The sequence below is a fragment of the Wolbachia endosymbiont of Onchocerca volvulus str. Cameroon genome (assembly GCF_000530755.1).
Classification (GTDB): Bacteria; Pseudomonadota; Alphaproteobacteria; order Rickettsiales; family Anaplasmataceae; genus Wolbachia.
The window spans coordinates 655,152-675,535 of sequence record NZ_HG810405.1 but is presented as its reverse complement, the minus strand read 5'-3'; the positions used below and the strand labels follow the sequence as shown (position 1 = coordinate 675,535).

The window sequence follows — 20,384 nt, the reverse complement described above, 5'->3', positions numbered from 1 at the left end:
ATTACAGTATAACATATAGGAATTTTTTAGCTATAGAAAAACTATTTAATTGCATTTATCTTATCTAGCGTTCGTTGTAAAATAATACATGCGGAGATTTTATCGTCTATTTTTTTTGATTTTGTGATTGATACTCCGGCAGTCTTTAGTGTATGAATTGCAATAAATGTTGATAAGCTTTCATCTTGCAAATATATATTTACTTTATATTTTTTTACCATTTTGGTTGCAAACTGGATGATGGTTTCATACCATTCACTGCTTTTTCTATTTGTTTCTAGTGGTAGCCCTATTACTACTGAACCAGCTTCATTTTCTTTGAATACTCTATTTAGGTAGCCTAAATCTTTGCTTATATTTTTTCTATTATATATGCTATGAGCAGTAGCTATGAGTTGCGTTTTGTCACTAAATGCTATTCCTATTTGTTTTTTCCCCATATCGAGGCACATTACGCGCTTGTCTTTTGGAATGGATTTTAAAAATTCAGCGGGATTTTTATGCAGCATTTATTGACATGATAAGCACTCATCATAATCAATATCTGTTTTTTGGTGTAATATTTCGTTTTTTTCGGATATATCATGTGAAACCTTGTCGGCTCTTTGTATTGACAGTGATCTACAGTAATATAAACTTTTTAGATTTTTTTTCCAAGCAAGCATGTGTATTTTGTGTAAATAGCGTTTATGTATATTAGGAGGTAGAAACAAATTTACTGATTGAGACTGACAAATATATGGAGTTCTATCGCTTGCATGTTCTATAATCCATCTTTGATCAAGTTCGTATGCTGTTTTAAATGTTAATTTTTCGTGCTCGTTAAGAAAGTCTAGATGCTGTACGGAACCTTCGTTTGTTGAAATTGAGGACCATACTTTGTCATTATCTTGATTTTTTTTTGCTAATAATTTTTGTAAGAATTTGTTTCGCACTACAAATGAACCTGTGAGTGTTTTTTGTGTGAATACATTTGCTGCATATGGCTCTATCCCAGGGGAGGTGTTACCTGCGATAATGGAAATCGAAGCAGTTGGAGCGATAGCGAGCTTGTGTGTAAACCTTTCCATTAGATTGATTTCTTTAGCATCAAGGCATGCTCCCTTTTCTTCTGCTAATTTTTTAGAAATTATGTCTGCTTGCTCACGCAAGTGCTTAAATATCCTTTTGTTCCACTGTTGTGCTGTTACTGACTCAAAAGGAACCATTTTGCTCTGTAAAAATGAATGAAAGCCCATCACACCAAGACCAATACTACGCTCTCTCATTGCGGAATATTTTGCTCGCTGTATTTCGTTTGGTGCCTTATTTATGAAATCCTCAAATACATTATCAAGGAAGCGCATTATGTCCTCTATGAAGAATTCACTGTCTTTCCATTCTTCATAGTATTCAAGATTTACTGATGATAGGCAGCATACAGCAGTGCGTGGTTTGTTTAGATGGTCATAACCTGTGGTTAAAGTAATTTCACTGCATAGATTTGACATCTTAATGTCTAAATTGAGTTTTTTGTAAGATTCTGGCTTATTGTTATTTATTGCGTTGAGAAAAATAATATAAGGCTCTCCAGTTTCGACTCTTGCTATTAATATTTTAACCCATATATCACGTGCTTTAACAGTTGAAATGACTTTGTTACTGTGAGGGCTAATTAAATCCCATTCTAAATCTCTTTCAACAGCTTGCATGAATTCGTCGTTTACTATTACAGCGTGATGTATATTTAATGCTTTGCGATTTGGATCACCTCCTGTTGGCTTGCGTATATCAAGAAACTCTTCTATTTCTGGATGGGATACAGGAAGGTAAACTGCTGAGCTTCCTCTTCTTAATGATCCTTGACTGATTGCAAGTGTTAGAGCGTTCTGTACTACAATAAATGGTACAATCCCAGATGTTTTACCACTGCCCTTTACACTTTCGCCAATTGAACGTAGATTTCCCCAATAACTACCTATCCCTCCTCCACGTGCAGCTAGCCAAACATTTTCATTCCATAAATCAACTATTCCCTGTAGGCTGTCTTCGGTTTCATTAAGAAAACAAGAGATAGGTAATCCTCTGTTAGTGCCGCCATTACTAAGTATTGGTGTTGAAGGCATAAACCACAAATTGCTTATGTAATCATAAAGACGTTGCGCATGCTCCTTATTATCTGAGTAGTAGCTAGCAATACGTATAAAGAGATCTTGGTAACTTTCATTTTCTATTAGATACCTATCCAATAGAACTGCTTTTCCAAAGCTGGTCAGTTTAACGTTTTTTTCGTGATTAATAGTAATATTACTCATGGATTCCTCTTTTGTTTTATTGTACATAGAAACTGCTTTGAGCAATAGTAATTTTTAAGTTATGGTTTCCGGTTTTTTTTGTAGATGCTGTAGCGCAAATAAGATACCATCAACCTGACTTCCATATATTTTACAGTAACTCATATAGCTTATTTGCATATTTATTTCTTTTGCAACACTTTGTATATAACTTTCTGAGTGGCGAAAGTAATCTCCTTTATTTACAAAATCAATACCTTCACCTTCCTTTCTTCTTACTAAGCATATAATCACTCCTTTTTTACTCGTAGATTTCTTTGCTAGTTCCAGCTCTACTTGAAAGTCGTGTAGATAGTGTAATACTTCGGCAAAGATGATGATATCATACAAGCAATTCCTTTCTTGTTTAAGGAAATCTGTCATTTCCATGTGTATTAACTCATTATAAACAGGTTTACCCTTTATAAAGCACCCTCTAGCAATATTTAGCATTCTGTTTGAAATGTCAACTCCTATTATGTAATTTCCAATATTGTGTATTTTAAAGAAATGACCACATATTCCAGTTCCACAACCAAGATCAAGTATGGTAAGTGTGGAAGTTAAATCGTTAAAGGTTTTTACAATTACCATGTGTATAAGCTCATGGCCTCTGTATTGTTTAGCAATCAACCAATGTTCAACAAAGTACTTACCAGTGTAATCAAAATATTGTTTTATGAGCCTTTTAGGTAGTTTTGTAATAGGTGCTAAATTTGTCATTTTTTTTATGTAGTAGGACGCTTCTTCGTAGTTATTATCTAGTTTTAATGTCTTTGTTAAATAAGTGTAAGCCTTGTTGGTGTTTCCCATTGCAAAATGACATCTTCCAATGTTATACCAAACTACAGGTAAATTAGAACAAAATACGCTGATTAGCCAAAACCTCAGCTTTGCATCTGATATGTTACCATTATAGAAGTGATGTAAACCAATTTCAATGTTAGTGTTTAATAGATTTTTTGATTTTTTAAGGAGTGCAGCTGTTTCTTTATGAAAAGTATTATACTTATTTATAGCTAATTGTTTAGCTTTCTTAATGTTAAGCATACTGATTAACTTGCATATAAAACTTGAAATAACATTTATAAAGGATAGGTTACCTTTCATGCTTTAAACACCTTGTATGTTCACTATCGCTTTTAAACAACCTTGATTTTTAAAGTATTTTATACTGCAAAATATTTTTTTCATTGACTTTTATTATAATAACCCTACTTAAACGCTTATTTAGATAATAAATTTTGCTTACTTAGAGTTACAAGTATATATTGTTGCCAATATAAGTAAATATTTTGTGTAAAAAAACGTTGACATATTATTTGTTAGTTTCTAGTATATAGAAAGTTAATTTAGCTTTTAGATGTTTGACAAGTTTTATGGTAGGGATTAATTTAATCTCAGTTTAATTTCAATAATATTTAACTCTGCATATTCTGCATGTAGTCGAGTAAGTAAGTTATTAAGAGCACTTGATGGATGCCTTGGCGTCAAGAGGCGATGAAGGACGTGGTAGGCTGCGATAAGCTGTGGGGAATTGTCAGCAAGTTTTGATCCGCAGATTTCCGAATGGGAAAACCCAACTAGCTAAGCTAGTTATTACGTAATATGTAAAGCGAACTTGGTGAACTGAAATATCTAAGTAACCAAAGGAAAAGAAATCAACCGAGATTCTGTTAGTAGTGACGAGCGAAAGCAGAAGAGGCTAGAGATTTAAGAATAAGAATTAGAATACTCTGGAAGTAGTAACCATAGAAGGTGATAGTCCTGTATAAGTAGAAAGTTTTTAAATCCTTGAGTAGAACGGGACACGTGGAATCCTGTTTGAACGTGGGGGGACCATCCTCCAAGCCTAAATACTCCTTGACGACCGATAGTGGACAAGTACCGTGAGGGAAAGGTGAAAAGAACCCCGGGAGGGGAGTGAAATAGAACCTGAAATCAGGTGCTTACAAACAGTTGGAGCTCTATGTTTTTCCTATGAGAGTGATCTTATAGTGATTTGCATTAGGGTGACAGCGTACCTTTTGCATAATGGGTCAGCGAGTTAATCTATGAAGCAAGCTTAAGCCGTTAGGTGTAGGCGTAGCGAAAGCGAGTCTAAATAGGGCGTTTTAGTTTTATGGATTAGACCCGAAACCAGGTGATCTAGTCATGACCAGATTGAAGGTGTAGTAAAACACACTGGAGGATCGAACTAGTTAATGTTGCAACATTATTGGATGAGTTGTGATTAGGGGTGAAAGGCCAATCAAACTTGGAAATAGCTGGTTCTCTGCGAAATCTATTTAGGTAGAGCGTTGTATGTATGTTATTGGGGGTAGAGCACTGGATAGACTAGGGGGGTTCACTGTCTTACCAAATCTAACTAAACTCCGAATACCAATAATTAATTGTATAGCAGACACACTGTGGGTGCTAAATCCATAGTGAAAAGGGAAACAACCCAGATCACCATCTAAGGTCCCAAAATTACAGCTAAGTGGGGAAGGAAGTAGAAAAACCATTACAGCTAGGAGGTTGGCTTGGAAGCAGCCATCCTTTAAAGAAAGCGTAACAGCTCACTTGTCTAAATAAGTTTTTCTGCGCTGAAAATGTACCGGGGCTAAAGCTGTATACCGAAGATGTGAGTACTTATTGATTTTAGTTAATAGGTGCGGTAGCGGAGCGTTCTGTAAGTCTGTGAAGGTGGTTTGTAAGAACTGCTGGAGATATCAGAAGTGAGAATGCTGACATAAGTAGCGTAAAAGAGTGTGAAAAACACTCTCACCAAAAACCTAAGGGTTCCTACGTTAAGTTAATCTGCGTAGGGTTAGTCGGTTCCTAAGGCAAGTCCGTATAGGAGTAGTCGATGGCAATCAGGTTAATATTCCTGAACCTCTTAAGTGTGACGAGTTTTGTATTTGTATAGGGCTTATTGGATTGTCTTATGCTTAAAAGGAGCTCCAGGAAATAACGCTTATATTCATGAGGCCGTACCGTAAACCGACACTGGTGGGTGAGTAGAGTATACTAAGGTGTTGAAAGAATGATGTTGAAGGAACTCGGCAAATTATACCTGTAACTTCGGAAGAAGGGTAACCTGCTTTTAGGTAACTATTAGTAGGTGGCACAAAATAGGGAGTAGCGACTGTTTATTAAAAACACAGGACTCTGCAAACACGTAAGTGGAAGTATAGGGTCTGACGCCTGCCCGGTGCTGGAAGGTTAATAAGAGGGGTGCAAGCTCTGAATTGAAGCCCCAGTAAACGGCGGCCGTAACACTGACGGTCCTAAGGTAGCGAAATTCCTTGTCGGGTAAGTTCCGACCCGCACGAATGGCGTAACGATTTCTCCACTGTCTCCAACATCAATTCAGCGAAATTGAATTCCCCGTGCAGATGCGGGGTACCCGCGGTTAGACGAAGAGACCCCGTGCACCTTTACTATAGCTTTATATTGCTATTAAAAATGTAATGTGCAGGATAGGTGGGAGGCTTTGAAGTTATGGCGCTAGCTGTAATGGAGTCGACCTTGAGATACCACCCTTTACACTTTTGATATCTAACTATGTTTCATTATCTGGAACTAGGACATTGTATGGTGGGTAGTTTGACTGGGGCGGTCGCCTCCTAAAAGGTAACGGAGGCGTGCGAAGGTAAGCTAGAGCTGGTCGGAAATCAGCTTAATAGTATAATGGCACAAGCTTGCCTGACTGCGAGGCTGACAAGCCAAGCAGAGACGAAAGTCGGTCATAGTGATCCGGTGATTCTGTATGGAAGGGTCATCGCTCAACGGATAAAAGGTACGCCGGGGATAACAGGCTGATGGTGTTCAAGAGTTCATATCGACGACACCGTTTGGCACCTCGATGTCGACTCATCACATCCTGGGGCTGAAGAAGGTCCCAAGGGTTCGGCTGTTCGCCGATTAAAGTGATACGTGAGTTGGGTTTAGAACGTCGTGAGACAGTTCGGTTTCTATCTGCCGTGGGTGAAGGAAATTTGAGAAGATCTAACTCTAGTACGAGAGGACCGAGATGGATATACCTCTGGTGTACCAGCTGTTATGCCAATAGCATCGCTGGGTAGCTATGTATAGTTGGGATAATTGCTGAAAGCATATAAGCAAGAAACCCTCTTCAAAAAGATTTCCCAATTAAGGCCGTGGAAGACTACCACGTTGATAGGCTAGGTGTGGAAGTATGGTAACATGCGAAGCTAACTAGTACTAATAGCCTGATTGGTTTATTTGCTTTTTATATGCGTGTATGCAGTGTTAAATATTAAATTGAGTTAGAAATTTTTATTAACTTGGTGGCTATAGCAAAAATGAAACACCCGATCTCATTTCGAACTCGGAAGTGAAACTTTTTAGCGCTGATGGTACTTGAAAAGGGAGAGTAAGTCGCTGCCAAGTTTATGAAAATTTCTTCATTAATTGTGAGTTGCATAGATGTATTTTTATCTTAACTTTCTTGTTTTTACGTATCCTTGATCTTTTTTTATATCATTTAGTGTTGTTCCTACTTCTTCTAATTTACCTTCTTTTAAAGGAGAATTGCTGATTTCTGGTGATGTTATATTATCTGCTACCTTCTTTTTTAATAATTCTTCTTGCTGACGGAATGCTGACCTCCAGTCTGTTCCTGTTCCTTTAGGGAGAAATAAAGATTGGTACATCTTACCAAAGCCTATATTACTTACCTCTTTTGTGTACTCCACCATTTATTGCACCTATTAATTATTTTTAAAAACTTTACTCATGTTATCGTAAATAATATAGTTGTAAATACCTCAATTGAGGTTTTTTATTTTATTTTTTTTAAGCAAACAGTTAGATCTTTTTGTAAGTTTTTATAGCTTGCTTGTATAATATTTCTGTGAGTTACTATTATATAGTAATACCCAGTATTACTTGCATTTAAAATGTTAATTTTAGCAAGCATTCGTAATCGCCTTTTGATTTTGTTTCTTTTTGTTGCTTTCCCAACTTTTTTGCTGATAACTAAACCTGTTCTAATAGTATCAATATACCTTTCTGGTTCTCTTTCTTTTACCGCATATAGTGACATGTAGAGTCCATGGTAAAAAAAACTACTAGGTACTAGCTTATTTTTAAAAGCAAATGAGAAGTCTTTTTTTTTATACTTGATAACTTGACTATGCACATAGTTTTTTGCATCCTAATGAGCGACGTCTGTTGAGTATTTTTCTTCCAGCTTTTGTTGTTATACGTGAGCGGAAACCATGTCTGCGTTTTCTTATCAGATTTTTCGGTTGAAAAGTTCTTTTCATTGTTTTTACAAAAGTATTTAATTATTTTAATTTTGTTTTACTTTATTGTCAAATGGTATTTGCATTGTATATACTAAATACTCTTAAAAATTGTATTTTCGTAAAATAAGGTTCGAATATGAGTAGATGAATTCGGTGACAACAATCCTTTTCATACCTACACTACTAGTTCTTTTGTTTTATTTTAGTAAATTTCAACAAATAAATAAAGTCAAAGTTTATTTATATCTTAGTTGTATATGGTTGTTAACCTGGTCATTAATATTCTGTAGTAATTGTCTTATAACTTCTATCGCTATAGCGTCACTTTTTTTTATGTTTGCTTTTGTCTTTAAATGCAATAAGATAATCAAGCTTTTATTATCCATAGCTCTTGCTATATCGTTTTTTATCACTTTATTTATAATGTTATCTATTCTTACTCAATCTGTTAATTTTTTTAGAGAAGTAGCTATTTCAGAATTTTTATTTTGCTTAAAGTGGAGTCATAGTGCAGTGACTATTAATGGAGAAAAAATAGGATGCTTCGGTATAGCTACACTTTTGGTTGGCACATTAGTTGTAACTATTGTAGCAATGGTAGTTGCTGTTCCTCTTGGTTTATTTTCTGCAATATATATTAGTGAGTATGCGAGTGGAAAAGTGCGTTATATTGTTAATACAACTCTGCAAGTTTTATCTGCTATTCCTACAGTTGTATATGGATATTTCTCGGTTGTATTTTTATCTTCTTCTGCAAAACAGATAGCAAGTTTTTTTGGTCTAAGTATACACTCGGAGAGTGCATTGGTTGCTGGTTTATCAATAGGGATAATGGTCCTTCCTTTTATTATTTCTTTGTTAGAAGATGCAATTAGGTCTGTTCCAAAGAGTTTACGCTATGGCTTTATGGCGTTAGGGGCTACTCCAGCAGAAACTGTATGGCACATAATAATACCCTATGCAATGCCTACGATTTTGAGTGCAATTCTGTTGTCAATTTCGAGAGTGATAGGTGAAACAATGATAGTGCTAATGGCTGTTGGAATCAACTCAAACTTAACTTTCAATCCTCTTAATTCAGTTACTACTATTACTGTGCAAGTAGCTACGCTACTTACTGGAGATCAGGATTTCAGTAGTGTGCAAACACTTGCTGCTTATGCGCTTAGTTTAGTACTATTTATTATTACTTGGCTATTAAATGCATTTGCATTGTTTATAATAAAACGCGATTAACGAACACTTTAATGTTGCAAAATTTCTATTAATAGCATAAGATTTATTTTCTTGATTTGGGGGAGTGTTATAAAATAATAGTGTTGGGTGGTAAAAATAAAAAGGTGAATATAGGTAGAACGGTTAAGGTAACTCAAGCAGTTGTTGATTTAAAATTTGAAGGCGAGTTACCTAAAATATTTAATGCTTTAAAAAGTAAACTAAAGTATAAGGGCAAGGAGTTAGTTTTGGAGGTTTCACAACATATAGGTGATAATATAGTCCGTTGTATTGCTATGGATAGTACAGATGGTGTATCAAGGAATGATGAGTTTGTTGATACAGGTGCACCAATATCAGTTCCAGTTGGGCGCTCAACTTTAGGGAGGGTTTTTAATGTTGTTGGAGAGCTTATAGATGAATATGGTCTCCTGAAAGGGAAGTATGATCTAGAGCCTATACACAGGGAGCCTCCAAATTTTACAGAACAGAAGATACAGGAAGAGGTTTTAGTTACAGGGATAAAAGTTGTAGACCTTCTTGCACCTTATTTAAAAGGAGGAAAAATTGGTTTATTTGGTGGAGCCGGTGTTGGTAAAACAGTTCTCATAATGGAATTGATTAATAATATAGCAAAAGCTTACAAAGGATTTTCTGTATTTGCTGGAGTTGGGGAAAGAGTACGTGAAGGTAATGACCTTTATCACGAGATGATCAATTCAAATGTGATAGATGTGAATGAGCATGAAAAGTCTCAAGCTGTTTTAGTTTATGGTCAGATGAATGAACCTCCTGGGGCAAGGGCTAGAGTTGCTTTAACAGCATTAACTATGGCAGAATACTTTCGTGATCATGAGAATCAGGATGTTCTGTTTTTTGTTGATAATATCTTCCGTTTTACGCAAGCTGGTTCTGAAATTTCTGCTTTACTTGGGAGAATACCTTCAGCTGTTGGGTATCAGCCGACACTTGCAACTGATATGGGAGCGATGCAGGAGAGGATAACCTCAACTACTTCCGGTTCTATTACTTCTGTGCAGGCGATATATGTTCCTGCGGATGATTTAACCGATCCAGCTCCAGCAACTACATTTTCTCATCTTGACGCAACTACAGTACTATCGAGGCAAATAGCTGAAATGGGAATATATCCTGCTGTTGATCCACTTGATTCAACTTCTCAGTCTTTATCTAGTGAAATCATTGGTGAAGAACATTATAGAGTAGCTTCTGAGATAAAACGCATACTGCAAACTTATAAATCACTGAGAGATATTATTTCAATACTTGGTATAGATGAGCTGTCTGATGAGGATAAAATTACTGTTGATAGGGCTCGTAAAATTCAGAAGTTTCTCTCTCAACCTTTTCACGTTGCAGAAATATTTACTGGTATGCCTGGTAAATTTGTTTCACTTTCTGACACTGTTTCCAGTTTTAAAGGGATTATTGAGGGTAAATATGATCACTTACCAGAGGCTGCTTTTTATATGGTGGGAAATATAGATGAAGCAATAGAGAAGGCTGAATTAATAAAGACTTAAGTTAACGTTGGAGCTAGAGATTAGAGATCATGAACACCTTTAAAGTGCAATTTTTTTCTCCTGATAATCAAATCTCATTCAATAAAGTAGTTTCTCTTTCAATGAATGGGCTTGAGGGCAAACTTATGATTTTAGCTCACCACTCTCCTTATTTAATTTATTTATTACCAGGTATAATCACTGTTAAAATAAGTAAACAGAAGGAAGAAAAGGTTGTGGTTGATAATGGTGTACTGGAGATTATAAATAATAATTGTAGCGTTATGACGAATCAAATTCAAGTTTTCGATTGTATAATTCATAATGAGGAATTGTTTAAAAGTAAAAGAATGAACATGCAATTAAATTATTTTAGTCAGTGAGTTTTTATTGTATATTGGAATATTATGGAAATTTTTCTTGATAGTGTTGATTTAAGTGAAATTGAAGAGCTAAAAGAGGTCATTGATGGTATAACAACTAATCCTTCTTTGATAGCAAAGTCTGGGCGTAAAGATGAATATGAAGGTTTAATAAGTGAAATATGCTCTGTTATAAAAGGGCCTGTTAGTGTTGAAGTTGTTGCAGATAATCATGAAGAAATGATTAAAGAAGGACTTAAATTAGCGAAAATTGCTAGTAATATCGTAGTAAAGTTGCCTCTTACATATGAAGGATTAATTTCTTGTAAAAAGTTGTGGACAGAGTATAAAATACCTGTTAACATTACATTATGTTTTTCTCCTGGACAAGCACTGTTTGCCGCTAAGGCCAGTGCTTGTTTTGTTTCTCCTTTTGTTGGTCGTCTTGATGATATAAACTATGGTGGTTTATTTTTAATAAAGGATATATGTACTATATATTCTAATTACGGTTTTGATACTAAAGTTCTTGTTGCATCAGTAAGAAGCTCAGCGCACGTGGTAGAAGCTGCAAAACTTGGTGCTCATTCAATTACTATGCCAGCAAAAGTGCTTAGGCAGTTACTTAGCCATCCACTTACTGATTATGGGCTTGCAATATTTGAAAAAGACTGGAGTGCAAAAAAATAAGTAATCGTAAAAATTTGCTAGAAAGGACGAAAAACTTATATTAGGCCTTAGCCATTTTATGGTCTGATGTTAAAAAACTTAGGTGCTGTCTGGTTTTCGTGCTAAGTTAACGATATATGTAATTCAAGGTTGTATAAACATGATGAACTTCTTATAGAGGAGAGTTAGCAAAAGTGTAGCACACATACAACAGAAATATATATATACCCTGCATATCTTGAAGAAGATACACTATACTTTTTTACTGAATTTTGTTGTTTAGTGGAAAAACTTGCAAACAAAAGTAGATTTTTTGATCTTAGAGTGCTATTCTGCTAACAGAATGGAGCTGCAAAAATGTGCTAAGCAATTTTTATTGATTTATTGAGCTCCTTTTCTATGCCTTTTAAAAAGGCTAGATTTTAATTATTATGAGCTGTTTTATAAAATTTAAAAACACTTAAGAACTTAAACTATCTGACTTTGAGGTTGGAATCATATCTTAAAGTTAGAAAATGTTTTGTTCTTAAATGTCTCTTCTTTTCCTTTATACTATTTACTGATTCTTAATTAGAGAAAAATTAGAACCATATGCTTTATTAAAGCTAAGATTAACCATTTTATCTTCACGCATCGTTTTTGCAAGAGGAGCTTGAGTTTTTATTTGCAAATTAATTGACTTTGATGATATCAATGATTTCATTCTATTTAGCTGATGGTTCGGCAAAGCTACAATTTTAGGTTTTTGTTTATCTGTATCATCATTAGATATCTAGATATATATAACCACTCTTCAGTAGTTCTGATTCCTCTTTTATTTGCTGGTTGGAAATTTGAAGGTGTTAGGTGTTATTTTCTTTATTACCACGATTGGAAGTTTCAACGGTAAGTTTCGTTACTGTAAATAATCAATACACCATTACTATGATTTATATAATGTTACATTTTATTCTTCTTTATTATTATATAATGTCTGCTTCTTGTAAATATGCTTTGAAGTGCAGCAATTACTGATATTATATCCTAAGATATCATATTGGCTACTGTTATTGTGTTTCGAGATATTGTAAGTATTTTCTGAATTGTTAATTATGATCATGGTTTTTGTACTTTACATATTTTTCTCCTCGCTTCGCATTTTCATCAATTTTTTTTTAAAATACTTTTAAATGTTAAATTAAACTTAAAGTCTCTTCTCTGTCTTTTCATTAAAGTTGCATATTCATTCTTATTTTTCTGATTTTCTATACTACTTAGTAGATGAGCGCACTCTGCCTTATTGAATTTTACTTTCGATTTTGACAAGAGATTAATAATCATTAAGTCATTTTCACAAGAAACTTTTCTATTAAAATATTTAGTTATAGGTAGATTTCTCTAATTGCAACCTCTGAAAAAAATTTCGATTGTAAATTCTAATAGAATTCACCTAGTTGCTTTTTTTTAAACTCATATTGATTCTATATTTATTAATGAGTAATTTTGCCAGCTCATGATTGAAATTTTTTGCAGCATGATTTAATGAAGTACTAACTTTTTGTACATATTTGTTCTATATCGAATGGATTAGATAGTTTTTAAGCAAAGTAAGCAATTGTTTTATAACTTCTTTTTGTCTTGTTATTTACTACAGCTTTAACTATTAGGTTATTCTTGATATTCATGGTGCTTTTTTTACTATTTAAGCTAATATATTACTGTAATTACATAGAAATTTATTTTTTAATTTGTCTTTTTTAGTGTGAGAAAGGAAGATTTGCTAAGGTTATAAAGAGTTGATTTATGCATTTTTCAAATTGCATCTCCTACATTACATAAATTGACTTTATTAACAAAGCTAGCTAATATCTAAATGAGTTATTGCTTAAATAGGAATCATGGAAACTGACATAGTAGTAATAGGTGCAGGACCTGTTGGAATATTTACTGCTTTTCAAGCGGGAATGCTCGATATGAGATGTCATATAATGGATATTTTAAATCAAGCAGGAGGACAGTGTGCCGCTCTTTATCCAGAAAAATCAATATATGATATACCTGGCTATCCTGTTATTACTGCGCAAAGATTGATTGAACAATTAATGGAACAAGCTTTGCCATTTGGCCCTGTTTACCATTTAAGTCAAATGGTGGAGAAAATCTCAAGTAATGAGAATCAAAGTTTTACTGTAGTAACAAGTATAGGTACAGAAGTGAAGTGTAAAGCTGTTATCATTGCTGCAGGTAATGGAATATTTGAACCTAACCGCCCACCTCTTAGTGGTATATTAGAGTACGAGAATAAGTCCGTATTTTATAGCGTAAATAAAATTTCTGATTTTCAGGATAAAACTATAGTTATTGCGGGAGGAGGAGATTCCGCAGCTGATTGGACTATAGAACTCTCTAGAGTTGCAAAGAGAATCTATGTGATACATCGAAGAAAAGAATTTCGTTGCACTCCTGAAACTAAAAATAAATTAGAATTACTTAAAAGTGATGGAAAAATAAAACTCATAACGCCATATCAATTACACGAATTAGTTGGAAATAATGGGCAATTGAATGCAGTGATAATAAAGAATATTGTTTCTAATGAAAAAAAAGGAATATACGCTGATTTCTTACTGCCATTTTTTGGCCTGTCGATGAATTTAGGTCCAATAAACAATTGGGGTTTAAAGTTGCAACATAGTCGCATAGTTGTTGACCAGACTACACTTAGAACTAATAGAGATAGGATATATGCAGTCGGAGATATAGCTACTTATTTGGGTAAACTAAAGTTGATATTAAATGGTTTTGCTGAGAGTGCTATGGCTTGTTATGACATATACAAAGTGATTCACAATTCTCCAGTTAATTTTCAATATTCAACTTCAAAGAGGATTCAAGAAAGAGCAAGTAATTTACTTTAAATAAAACTGCTATATAGTATTTTGTAGCTTGAATTTTGTATGAACATACCTAGCATAGAAAATTGTGATTTTCAGGGTAAGACTGTTTTGCTCAGGGTTGATTTTAATGTTCCTATAAAAAACGGAAAAGTTCATGATGCCACTCGTATTTTGAGAACGCTGCCGACTATTCAACACTTAATAAATGCAAGTGCAAAAGTTATTATTATATCACATCTTGGACATCCAAAAACTAAAGATAGTAGTCTATCGCTAAGAAACATAGTTGAAACCTTATCACAGTTGTTGAAAAAAGAGGTAAAATTTGTTGATGCTTGTATTGGCCAGAGAGTACAAAGAGCAATAAATGCAATGAGTAGAGGAGATATAATGTTACTAGAAAATCTAAGATTTTATAAAGGGGAGGAGCAGAATGACTTGAATTTTTCTAAACAGTTAGCATCTCTAGCGGATATATATGTAAATGATGCATTTTCTTGTTCTCATAGAGCTCATGCCTCTATTTCATGTATTACAAAGTTTTTACCTTCCTACGCAGGATTTTGCTTGCAAAATGAGCTAAAGCATCTTGAAAAAGTCATATTGTTTGATGCTAAACCCATTACTGCGATAATTGGAGGAGCTAAAATAGCAACCAAAATAAAAATGCTTATAAAATTAGCAGAAAAGGTTAATTATCTAATTCTTGGTGGTGCAATTACTAATAATTTTTTATTATTTAATGGAATGAGTATTGGCAAATCTTTTTTTCAAAATAACGTTAATGATCTTCTGCGTGATGCTGTTGAGACGGCAAATAAAAACAATTGCAAAATAATTATGCCTAAAGATGTCTTAGTTGCAATAAACTCTGATTATAGCACTGGCATTTTAAGAAAAACTGAATCTATTTTAGATAATGATGTAATTTTAGATATCGGACCTCAAACTTTAAGCATAATAAGCAGTGTAATAGCAAGTAGTAAAACTTTGCTGTGGAATGGACCTATCGGTGTTTTTGAGTATTCGGCTTTTGCAAATGGTACAATGGGGGTGATGAAGGTGGTAAGTAGTTTGACCCGTAAAGGGAAATTAATCAGTGTGGTAGGGGGAGGGGATAGCATATCCGCAATAAATGCTGCAGGTCTTACCGATAAAGATTTTACATATGTTTCGACCGGCGGAGGGGCATTTTTAAACTGGCTAAGTGATGATGAAATGCCAGGAGTTGCTGCACTACGATTAGCGTCAGATTAAGGTTTTTTAATTAATGGTACCGGTATAGTATAGGATTTGTTTTTTATATTAAAAATCATTATTTCAGTGACATGAATTGATAAGTTGGCTTTGAGGCATTCTTCAAAGTAAATTCTTCAAGCTAAGCTACATTTTCTCCCTTCTAGGTCTAGCTGCTTTTGATAAAGGCGTGTTAAGAGTTTGTGGAGATTGAATAGCACACCATAATTAAGAAATTTTAGTATTTTGCTTGATGTCTGCAGAGCATCGGGAAGTAGTGGAAAAGATATACAATATAATAGGCTCAATAATCAAGTGATTATACTACTGAATGCAGATCTAGAGTTATTCAAGGGTAAGTCAGACTAAGATTTGTTTTGCCAATAGCAGAATTGAAAAAGAGACTATATAGATATAAGGTTTGTCATATTTTTTATGGCGAGCTAAACAATGAATTAGGTATATGTGTTTTGTAGATAGGTATGTTGAAGCTCAGAAGATAATGGACGGTGTGATTTGAAATAATAAGTCTCTATGCAATAAGATAGAGTTGGTCAACCAGTTTATTCATTTGGAATAAAATATTTATGTGATGATGAGGAAATACTTTAATGCTGATGTGATATTTTAGTTTCTGCAACTAGAGAGTATTAAAGAAACTGGAAAAAGATTGAATGTACCTATATGAAATAGAGGATGACGATTATCAATCGGTGTTTGTGAAAAAAAAGTGGCGTTATACTTGCATTCTACTTTAGTTTTATACCATCATGTGATGATTATAACTGTAGTAAATCTTGATAAGCATATTGGTTTTTGAGAAGGTTAAAATAAACATTATTTTATATATATTAATTTATTTATATTACATAAATAGTTTTCGCAACTTGTTGAATGTTAGAACTACTTTAAACTTATAGTATAGTGAGCACTATTTATTAGTTTTATTTGCTTCTATAAAAATGACTTTAAGGATTTAAAATAAGAATCTGCTTTCTTTAAGGAATTTATTATTTTAGGTTCTGCACCGAATTCAAATTATGATAATAGAGATGGCAAAAAAGTGTTGATGGGGATGTACCATGCTGGAATTTCAACATTGAAAAGTACAAGGTTATGTTAATACTATAAGGGTATTAGTACAAGTTATTGTTAATAAAGATGGTATCATTGTTCTGATGAGTACATTAGAAAAATGATTATGGCATGTTGATATAAATTATGTGGAAATTCAATAAATATATGGTTGAAGAGCTACAGAAACTGAATAAATTATTCTGTCGGCATGTAAATTGTAAACACAAGGATTAAACCTTTTCAAAAGAGCAGATGTGGAAATCTTTTTTGCTAAAGAACGATTTTATACTTTATAAAGGGCTTTAAAATTAGAAAAGATATATAGTATTTTGTCGTGCTGAGAGTAGGAAAAATAGTGTGATAACCGGTCATTGAAGGCTATGGGCAATACATGAACCTGCTAATGGTTCCGTAGGCTGTATGTAGAAGATAGGGATAAATTTAAGACGCAGAACAAAAAAATAATGGTATTATATATGAGATAGATGATAAAAACAAAAGTATTTTAAAGTTTTTAAAAAAAAGATCAAACAACTTATTTCATAAAATATCATCTTAGAATGATAAAGGAAGTAATATAACCTATTCCTAATAGTGATATTGATTACTCTCAGGTGAATTTGATGAAAATTTTATGTAGGTTCGTCAATCAGTTTTTAATGTGTCATTTACTAAAGAAACTAAGGGAGAATGACTTCTTAAAGTTAGAGTGGGGGAGATATGTTTTACCTGAACTTTTAAGCGAGTATGATAATTATATTTTGGTAGATTCACATCTTTGAATGATAAGATTAAAAAATCAAGTTTGCAACCACCATTTTTGGATGGAGTAGATTACAAGTACTTATTGTTTTTTTTGCAAAATAAGAAAGTAGCATTTTCCCTGATAGTTGTTTGTGCTATATTGATATATAAGACTAAACTATATTAAGGTTTTTATCTCAATGGAATATACGATTTTTGTTTTATATGCTATTTCAGCTTAATACATTTGCAAAGTTAGACGTCTTAGAATGAAATATCATCTTTAAGTTTATAAGCCCTGAAAAGACTATGGAAATTTTGGATCTGATTGATGAGTTTAGGTCAGAAGTTTTACTTAATGCCTAAAATTTTGAGAAATGATGGCTTCAAAAATTTCAGGATACTTGAAGATAAGGAAGAATCTATATCTAATTATAAAAAAGTAGATATCTTGTAATGCTCTGTATGAAGCTATATTGTGAAGTATTTTGAAAGATAAAAGAAAAGGTTATGAGAAGATAGTAATTAACTCAGCTTATTGAACGGTGGTAGTGAGGTATAATAAATAAAGGAAATTGGATAGGATAGTTAGTAAAGTAAAGGCACTGAAGTTTAGTTTAAAATAACCTGATAAAACTTGAATTGCACTTCCAAGTGCTGACATCCATGAAAGCAATGTAACTGCACAAATTAGCAAATTTCTTATTATTTTTGGGGTTGTGTACTCATTTTCTAATTTGTGATATGCTTTTCTAGCGAAAATTGTTATTTTACCCAAATGCCAATTAACTATTCCACCAATGCTTGAGCCCAATACTCCAAAAAGTAACATAAGTAGTGGGTTGTAATATGACCTAAAATACAACATAGTATAAAATACAAAACCTTCGTATATGGGCAAGATTAATGAAGATAATAGATTATCTATGAATAGTAGTAGATAGTTTTCCATATGAACTTACCAGGTTGTTGTACCATCTTCGTTATCAAAAATTGTAACCTTCATCCTTTTTAACTGATCTCTTATTTTGTCGGCAGCATCATAATCTTTATTTTTTTTTGCTGCCTTTCTTAAATTTACTAATCTTTCTATTTCTCGGTGGTCTACGCCTACGGTAAACCACTCTTGATAACTTGATTTAAGAAGACCAATAAATCGTGCACTCTTAACAAAACTTTCAGTTAATTTGAGTTTTTTATGTTCATTGTTTGTTTTATTGATTTTTGTGGCCATTTCATGCAATATAACTAAAGCTTCAGGGATATTTAGGTCATTTTTCAAAGCCTCTATAAAATCTTTATATACTTCTGTATTGCTTTCATCAATGCTTGCTATATCCACACTACGTAATAACCGATAGAACTTGTTTAAAGTTTCTTGCGACTCCCAAATAATATCTCTTGTCCAATCGAGTGGTTTTCTATAATGAGTTTTGAACAATGCATGACGTATTACTTCTCCCTTTATTCCACTATCGAGCAAATCTCTTACTTTAACTATGTTAAATAAGGACTTGCTCATTTTTTCTTCGTTTACCGTCAGGAAACCATTATGTACCCAATATTTTGCAAACATTGACCCACTAAATGCAGATTTGCTTTGCGCAATTTCGTTCTCATGATGAGGAAATTGTAAATCTATACCCCCACCATGGATGTCAAAATCTTTACCAAGATATGCATATGCCATTGCCGAACATTCGATATGCCATCCAGGTCTTCCTTTTCCCCATGGACTATTCCAGTGACTTGAAAGCTTGTAGTCAATGTCGTTTGCTGGTTTCCATAGTACAAAATCTCCTGGATGCTTTTTGTTTTTACCAACTTTAACTCTGCTGCCATGATCTAATTCATCAATTTTTTTCCCTGATAAAGCACCATACTCAGGGTAAGATTCAATACTAAAATATACATGTTTATCGGATTCATAGGCATGATTAGATATTAGCAAATGTTCAATTAATTTGATAATGCAATCTATATTTTCTGTTGCTTTCGGCTCATGTGTTGGTTCTACACAGTTTAGACTTTTCATGTCTTCACGAAAAGCCTTAGTGTAATGTGTAGTTATACTTTCTATACTGCTATTTTTTTCACTTGCTGCATTGATTATCTTATCATCAATATCAGTTATGTTGCGTACATAGGTAACTTTGTCATAATGAGATTTAAGCAACTGAAATAATACGTCATAGACAATAGCAGCACGTGCATTACCTATATGTGCTGTATCATATACAGTTGGTCCGCAAACGTACATTTTTATATGACCTTTGTCGATCGGTGTAAAGAGCTCTTTTTTTTTTGTTGAAGTATTGTAAAGCTTAACCATATACAAAGCTTTTCAGAAAAGAAAACGCTCCAATTATGAGCTGTGGTCCTTCAACTATTACAACAAGGGTAAGTAATAAACCGCACAAAGATACTAGAACTCCCAATATAGAGAGAAGTCCATCTTTGCTCATAATGCCAAGTGAAATGAAAGTTGTACCGATTGCAGGAATAAAATTAGTTAAGGGCAGTGGAATGGCTATCGATAATGCACAAATCAACATTATAAAAGCTAGAATTTTCTCACCAGGTCCATAGAAAATGAAAGGTATTCTTGGTTTCATGAACTTTTCTATTTTTTTTAATGCAGGTGAAGTCCTCTCTACTACAAAAGCTAGTGTTGAAGATTGAAAGGATTTTCTTTCTAACCAATGCGGTATCCAGGGAGAGTGAAACCCGAACAAAAGCTGTAGTGAGAACAAGATTAAAGGTATAGAAAGTATAGTTGTATAACCAGGTGGAACAGGTATAGGTATCGATAGTGGTAAAGAGAAAATAATTATTAAAATACCAAAACCGCGTTCTTGTAGAGCTATTTTAATATCAAACAATGTCACTTTATTACTGTTATTAGTGTTGATATCTGCAACCTCTTTTAAAATATCGGAAACCAATTTTTTATTTTTAATTAGTCTCTCATTTTTTTGCACATTTATCCTTGGACAAAATTATCCCTTTTAGTTAGCATAATTATTGCTATATTTCAACATTCATTCTTCATTTATATCAGGGGATTCATCTTGTGCTAATGTGTGTTATAAAGCTTAACCACGTACAAAGC

The 20,384-nt window shown here is 33.5% G+C and carries 16 protein-coding genes and 2 rRNA genes; 8 read left to right on the top strand and 10 right to left on the bottom strand.

All coding sequences use genetic code 11. The annotated features are described in order from the left end of the window. Window positions 1–41: 41 nt before the first annotated feature. Genes ruvX through WOVOC_RS02875 form a run of 3 tightly spaced genes read right to left on the bottom strand, consistent with a single transcriptional unit; the run spans window position 42 to window position 3,422 of the window. Window positions 42–509, bottom strand: a complete 468-nt coding sequence (ruvX, locus tag WOVOC_RS02885) for a Holliday junction resolvase RuvX (RefSeq protein ID WP_025264254.1) — start codon at window positions 507–509, stop codon at window positions 42–44. Then, a complete protein-coding gene (locus WOVOC_RS02880) occupies window positions 510–2,321 on the bottom strand; it encodes a ribonucleoside-diphosphate reductase subunit alpha (RefSeq protein ID WP_081730861.1) in 1,812 nt (603 codons plus the stop codon). Between the two features lie 27 nt (window positions 2,322–2,348). Beyond that, window positions 2,349–3,422, bottom strand: a complete 1,074-nt coding sequence (locus WOVOC_RS02875; protein ID WP_014868730.1) for a methyltransferase — start codon at window positions 3,420–3,422, stop codon at window positions 2,349–2,351. A gap of 342 nt (window positions 3,423–3,764) precedes the next feature. Here WOVOC_RS02875 and WOVOC_RS02870 point away from each other — a divergent pair. Both WOVOC_RS02870 and rrf read left to right on the top strand, forming a co-directional pair. Then, window positions 3,765–6,546: ribosomal RNA gene (locus WOVOC_RS02870) — 23S ribosomal RNA — on the top strand. A gap of 57 nt (window positions 6,547–6,603) precedes the next feature. Next, a 5S ribosomal RNA gene (rrf, locus tag WOVOC_RS02865) occupies window positions 6,604–6,710 on the top strand. Window positions 6,711–6,754: 44 nt separating this feature from the next. Here the strand turns inward: rrf and WOVOC_RS02860 are convergent. The 3 genes from WOVOC_RS02860 to rpmH all read right to left on the bottom strand — a co-directional run bounded on the left by WOVOC_RS02860 (window position 6,755) and on the right by rpmH (window position 7,588). Continuing rightward, complete coding sequence (locus WOVOC_RS02860; RefSeq protein WP_025264252.1) at window positions 6,755–7,018, bottom strand: hypothetical protein; 264 nt, start codon at window positions 7,016–7,018, stop codon at window positions 6,755–6,757. A gap of 83 nt (window positions 7,019–7,101) precedes the next feature. After that, window positions 7,102–7,461, bottom strand: coding sequence for a ribonuclease P protein component (rnpA, locus tag WOVOC_RS04245; protein WP_044104101.1), 360 nt, complete (start codon window positions 7,459–7,461; stop codon window positions 7,102–7,104). Beyond that, the gene (gene rpmH / locus WOVOC_RS04530; protein ID WP_081730860.1) at window positions 7,454–7,588 is read right to left on the bottom strand and encodes a 50S ribosomal protein L34; all 135 of its coding nucleotides are present in this window, start codon (window positions 7,586–7,588) and stop codon (window positions 7,454–7,456) included. The genes rnpA and rpmH overlap by 8 nt, the downstream gene beginning before the upstream one ends. A gap of 126 nt (window positions 7,589–7,714) precedes the next feature. On the opposite strand from rpmH, the gene pstC reads away from it, so the two are divergent. From pstC to WOVOC_RS02835, 4 genes are all read left to right on the top strand, one after another. Further along, window positions 7,715–8,806 carry a phosphate ABC transporter permease subunit PstC gene (gene pstC / locus WOVOC_RS02850; protein ID WP_014868727.1) on the top strand — a complete coding sequence of 364 codons (1,092 nt, stop codon included), beginning with the start codon at window positions 7,715–7,717 and terminating at the stop codon, window positions 8,804–8,806. A gap of 104 nt (window positions 8,807–8,910) precedes the next feature. Further along, window positions 8,911–10,329 (top strand): F0F1 ATP synthase subunit beta, encoded by a 1,419-nt coding sequence (gene atpD, locus WOVOC_RS02845; protein WP_029784320.1) that lies wholly within the window; start codon window positions 8,911–8,913, stop codon window positions 10,327–10,329. Window positions 10,330–10,358: 29 nt separating this feature from the next. Further along, window positions 10,359–10,691 (top strand): hypothetical protein, encoded by a 333-nt coding sequence (locus tag WOVOC_RS02840; protein ID WP_014868725.1) that lies wholly within the window; start codon window positions 10,359–10,361, stop codon window positions 10,689–10,691. Window positions 10,692–10,715: 24 nt separating this feature from the next. Continuing rightward, window positions 10,716–11,360, top strand: a complete 645-nt coding sequence (locus WOVOC_RS02835; RefSeq protein WP_014868724.1) for a transaldolase family protein — start codon at window positions 10,716–10,718, stop codon at window positions 11,358–11,360. Window positions 11,361–11,895: 535 nt separating this feature from the next. Here WOVOC_RS02835 and WOVOC_RS04665 read toward each other — a convergent pair. Continuing rightward, window positions 11,896–12,042 (bottom strand): hypothetical protein, encoded by a 147-nt coding sequence (locus tag WOVOC_RS04665; RefSeq protein WP_155981149.1) that lies wholly within the window; start codon window positions 12,040–12,042, stop codon window positions 11,896–11,898. A gap of 1,174 nt (window positions 12,043–13,216) precedes the next feature. Here WOVOC_RS04665 and WOVOC_RS02820 point away from each other — a divergent pair. Beyond that, the gene (locus WOVOC_RS02820) at window positions 13,217–14,236 is read left to right on the top strand and encodes an NAD(P)/FAD-dependent oxidoreductase (RefSeq protein WP_014868722.1); all 1,020 of its coding nucleotides are present in this window, start codon (window positions 13,217–13,219) and stop codon (window positions 14,234–14,236) included. 39 nt (window positions 14,237–14,275) lie between these two features. Next, window positions 14,276–15,472, top strand: a complete 1,197-nt coding sequence (locus tag WOVOC_RS02815) for a phosphoglycerate kinase (RefSeq protein WP_025264251.1) — start codon at window positions 14,276–14,278, stop codon at window positions 15,470–15,472. Between the two features lie 2,335 nt (window positions 15,473–17,807). Here WOVOC_RS02815 and WOVOC_RS02805 read toward each other — a convergent pair. The 3 genes from WOVOC_RS02805 to WOVOC_RS02795 are packed head-to-tail and all read right to left on the bottom strand — an operon-like array spanning window position 17,808 to window position 20,253. After that, entirely contained in the window at window positions 17,808–18,224 is a 417-nt protein-coding gene (locus tag WOVOC_RS02805; RefSeq protein ID WP_025264250.1) for a YqaA family protein, read from the bottom strand. Window positions 18,225–18,230: 6 nt separating this feature from the next. Then, the gene (gene cysS / locus WOVOC_RS02800) at window positions 18,231–19,604 is read right to left on the bottom strand and encodes a cysteine--tRNA ligase (protein ID WP_025264249.1); all 1,374 of its coding nucleotides are present in this window, start codon (window positions 19,602–19,604) and stop codon (window positions 18,231–18,233) included. After that, a complete protein-coding gene (locus WOVOC_RS02795; protein WP_025264248.1) occupies window positions 19,597–20,253 on the bottom strand; it encodes an exopolysaccharide biosynthesis protein in 657 nt (218 codons plus the stop codon). The genes cysS and WOVOC_RS02795 overlap by 8 nt, the downstream gene beginning before the upstream one ends. Between the last annotated feature and the right edge of the window lie 131 nt (window positions 20,254–20,384).

What these genes read in the sequence shown, in the direction of transcription:
- ruvX (WP_025264254.1), bottom strand. Translation starts at nt 509, where the DNA reads ATGCTGCATAAAAATCCCGCTGAATTTTTAAAATCCATTCCAAAAGAC.
- WOVOC_RS02880 (WP_081730861.1), bottom strand. Translation starts at nt 2,321, where the DNA reads ATGTACAATAAAACAAAAGAGGAATCCATGAGTAATATTACTATTAAT.
- WOVOC_RS02875 (WP_014868730.1), bottom strand. Translation starts at nt 3,422, where the DNA reads ATGAAAGGTAACCTATCCTTTATAAATGTTATTTCAAGTTTTATATGC.
- WOVOC_RS02860 (WP_025264252.1), bottom strand. Translation starts at nt 7,018, where the DNA reads ATGGTGGAGTACACAAAAGAGGTAAGTAATATAGGCTTTGGTAAGATG.
- rpmH (WP_081730860.1), bottom strand. Translation starts at nt 7,588, where the DNA reads ATGAAAAGAACTTTTCAACCGAAAAATCTGATAAGAAAACGCAGACAT.
- pstC (WP_014868727.1), top strand. Translation starts at nt 7,715, where the DNA reads ATGAATTCGGTGACAACAATCCTTTTCATACCTACACTACTAGTTCTT.
- WOVOC_RS02840 (WP_014868725.1), top strand. Translation starts at nt 10,359, where the DNA reads ATGAACACCTTTAAAGTGCAATTTTTTTCTCCTGATAATCAAATCTCA.
- WOVOC_RS02835 (WP_014868724.1), top strand. Translation starts at nt 10,716, where the DNA reads ATGGAAATTTTTCTTGATAGTGTTGATTTAAGTGAAATTGAAGAGCTA.
- WOVOC_RS04665 (WP_155981149.1), bottom strand. Translation starts at nt 12,042, where the DNA reads ATGAAATCATTGATATCATCAAAGTCAATTAATTTGCAAATAAAAACT.
- WOVOC_RS02820 (WP_014868722.1), top strand. Translation starts at nt 13,217, where the DNA reads ATGGAAACTGACATAGTAGTAATAGGTGCAGGACCTGTTGGAATATTT.
- WOVOC_RS02815 (WP_025264251.1), top strand. Translation starts at nt 14,276, where the DNA reads ATGAACATACCTAGCATAGAAAATTGTGATTTTCAGGGTAAGACTGTT.
- WOVOC_RS02805 (WP_025264250.1), bottom strand. Translation starts at nt 18,224, where the DNA reads ATGGAAAACTATCTACTACTATTCATAGATAATCTATTATCTTCATTA.
- cysS (WP_025264249.1), bottom strand. Translation starts at nt 19,604, where the DNA reads ATGGTTAAGCTTTACAATACTTCAACAAAAAAAAAAGAGCTCTTTACA.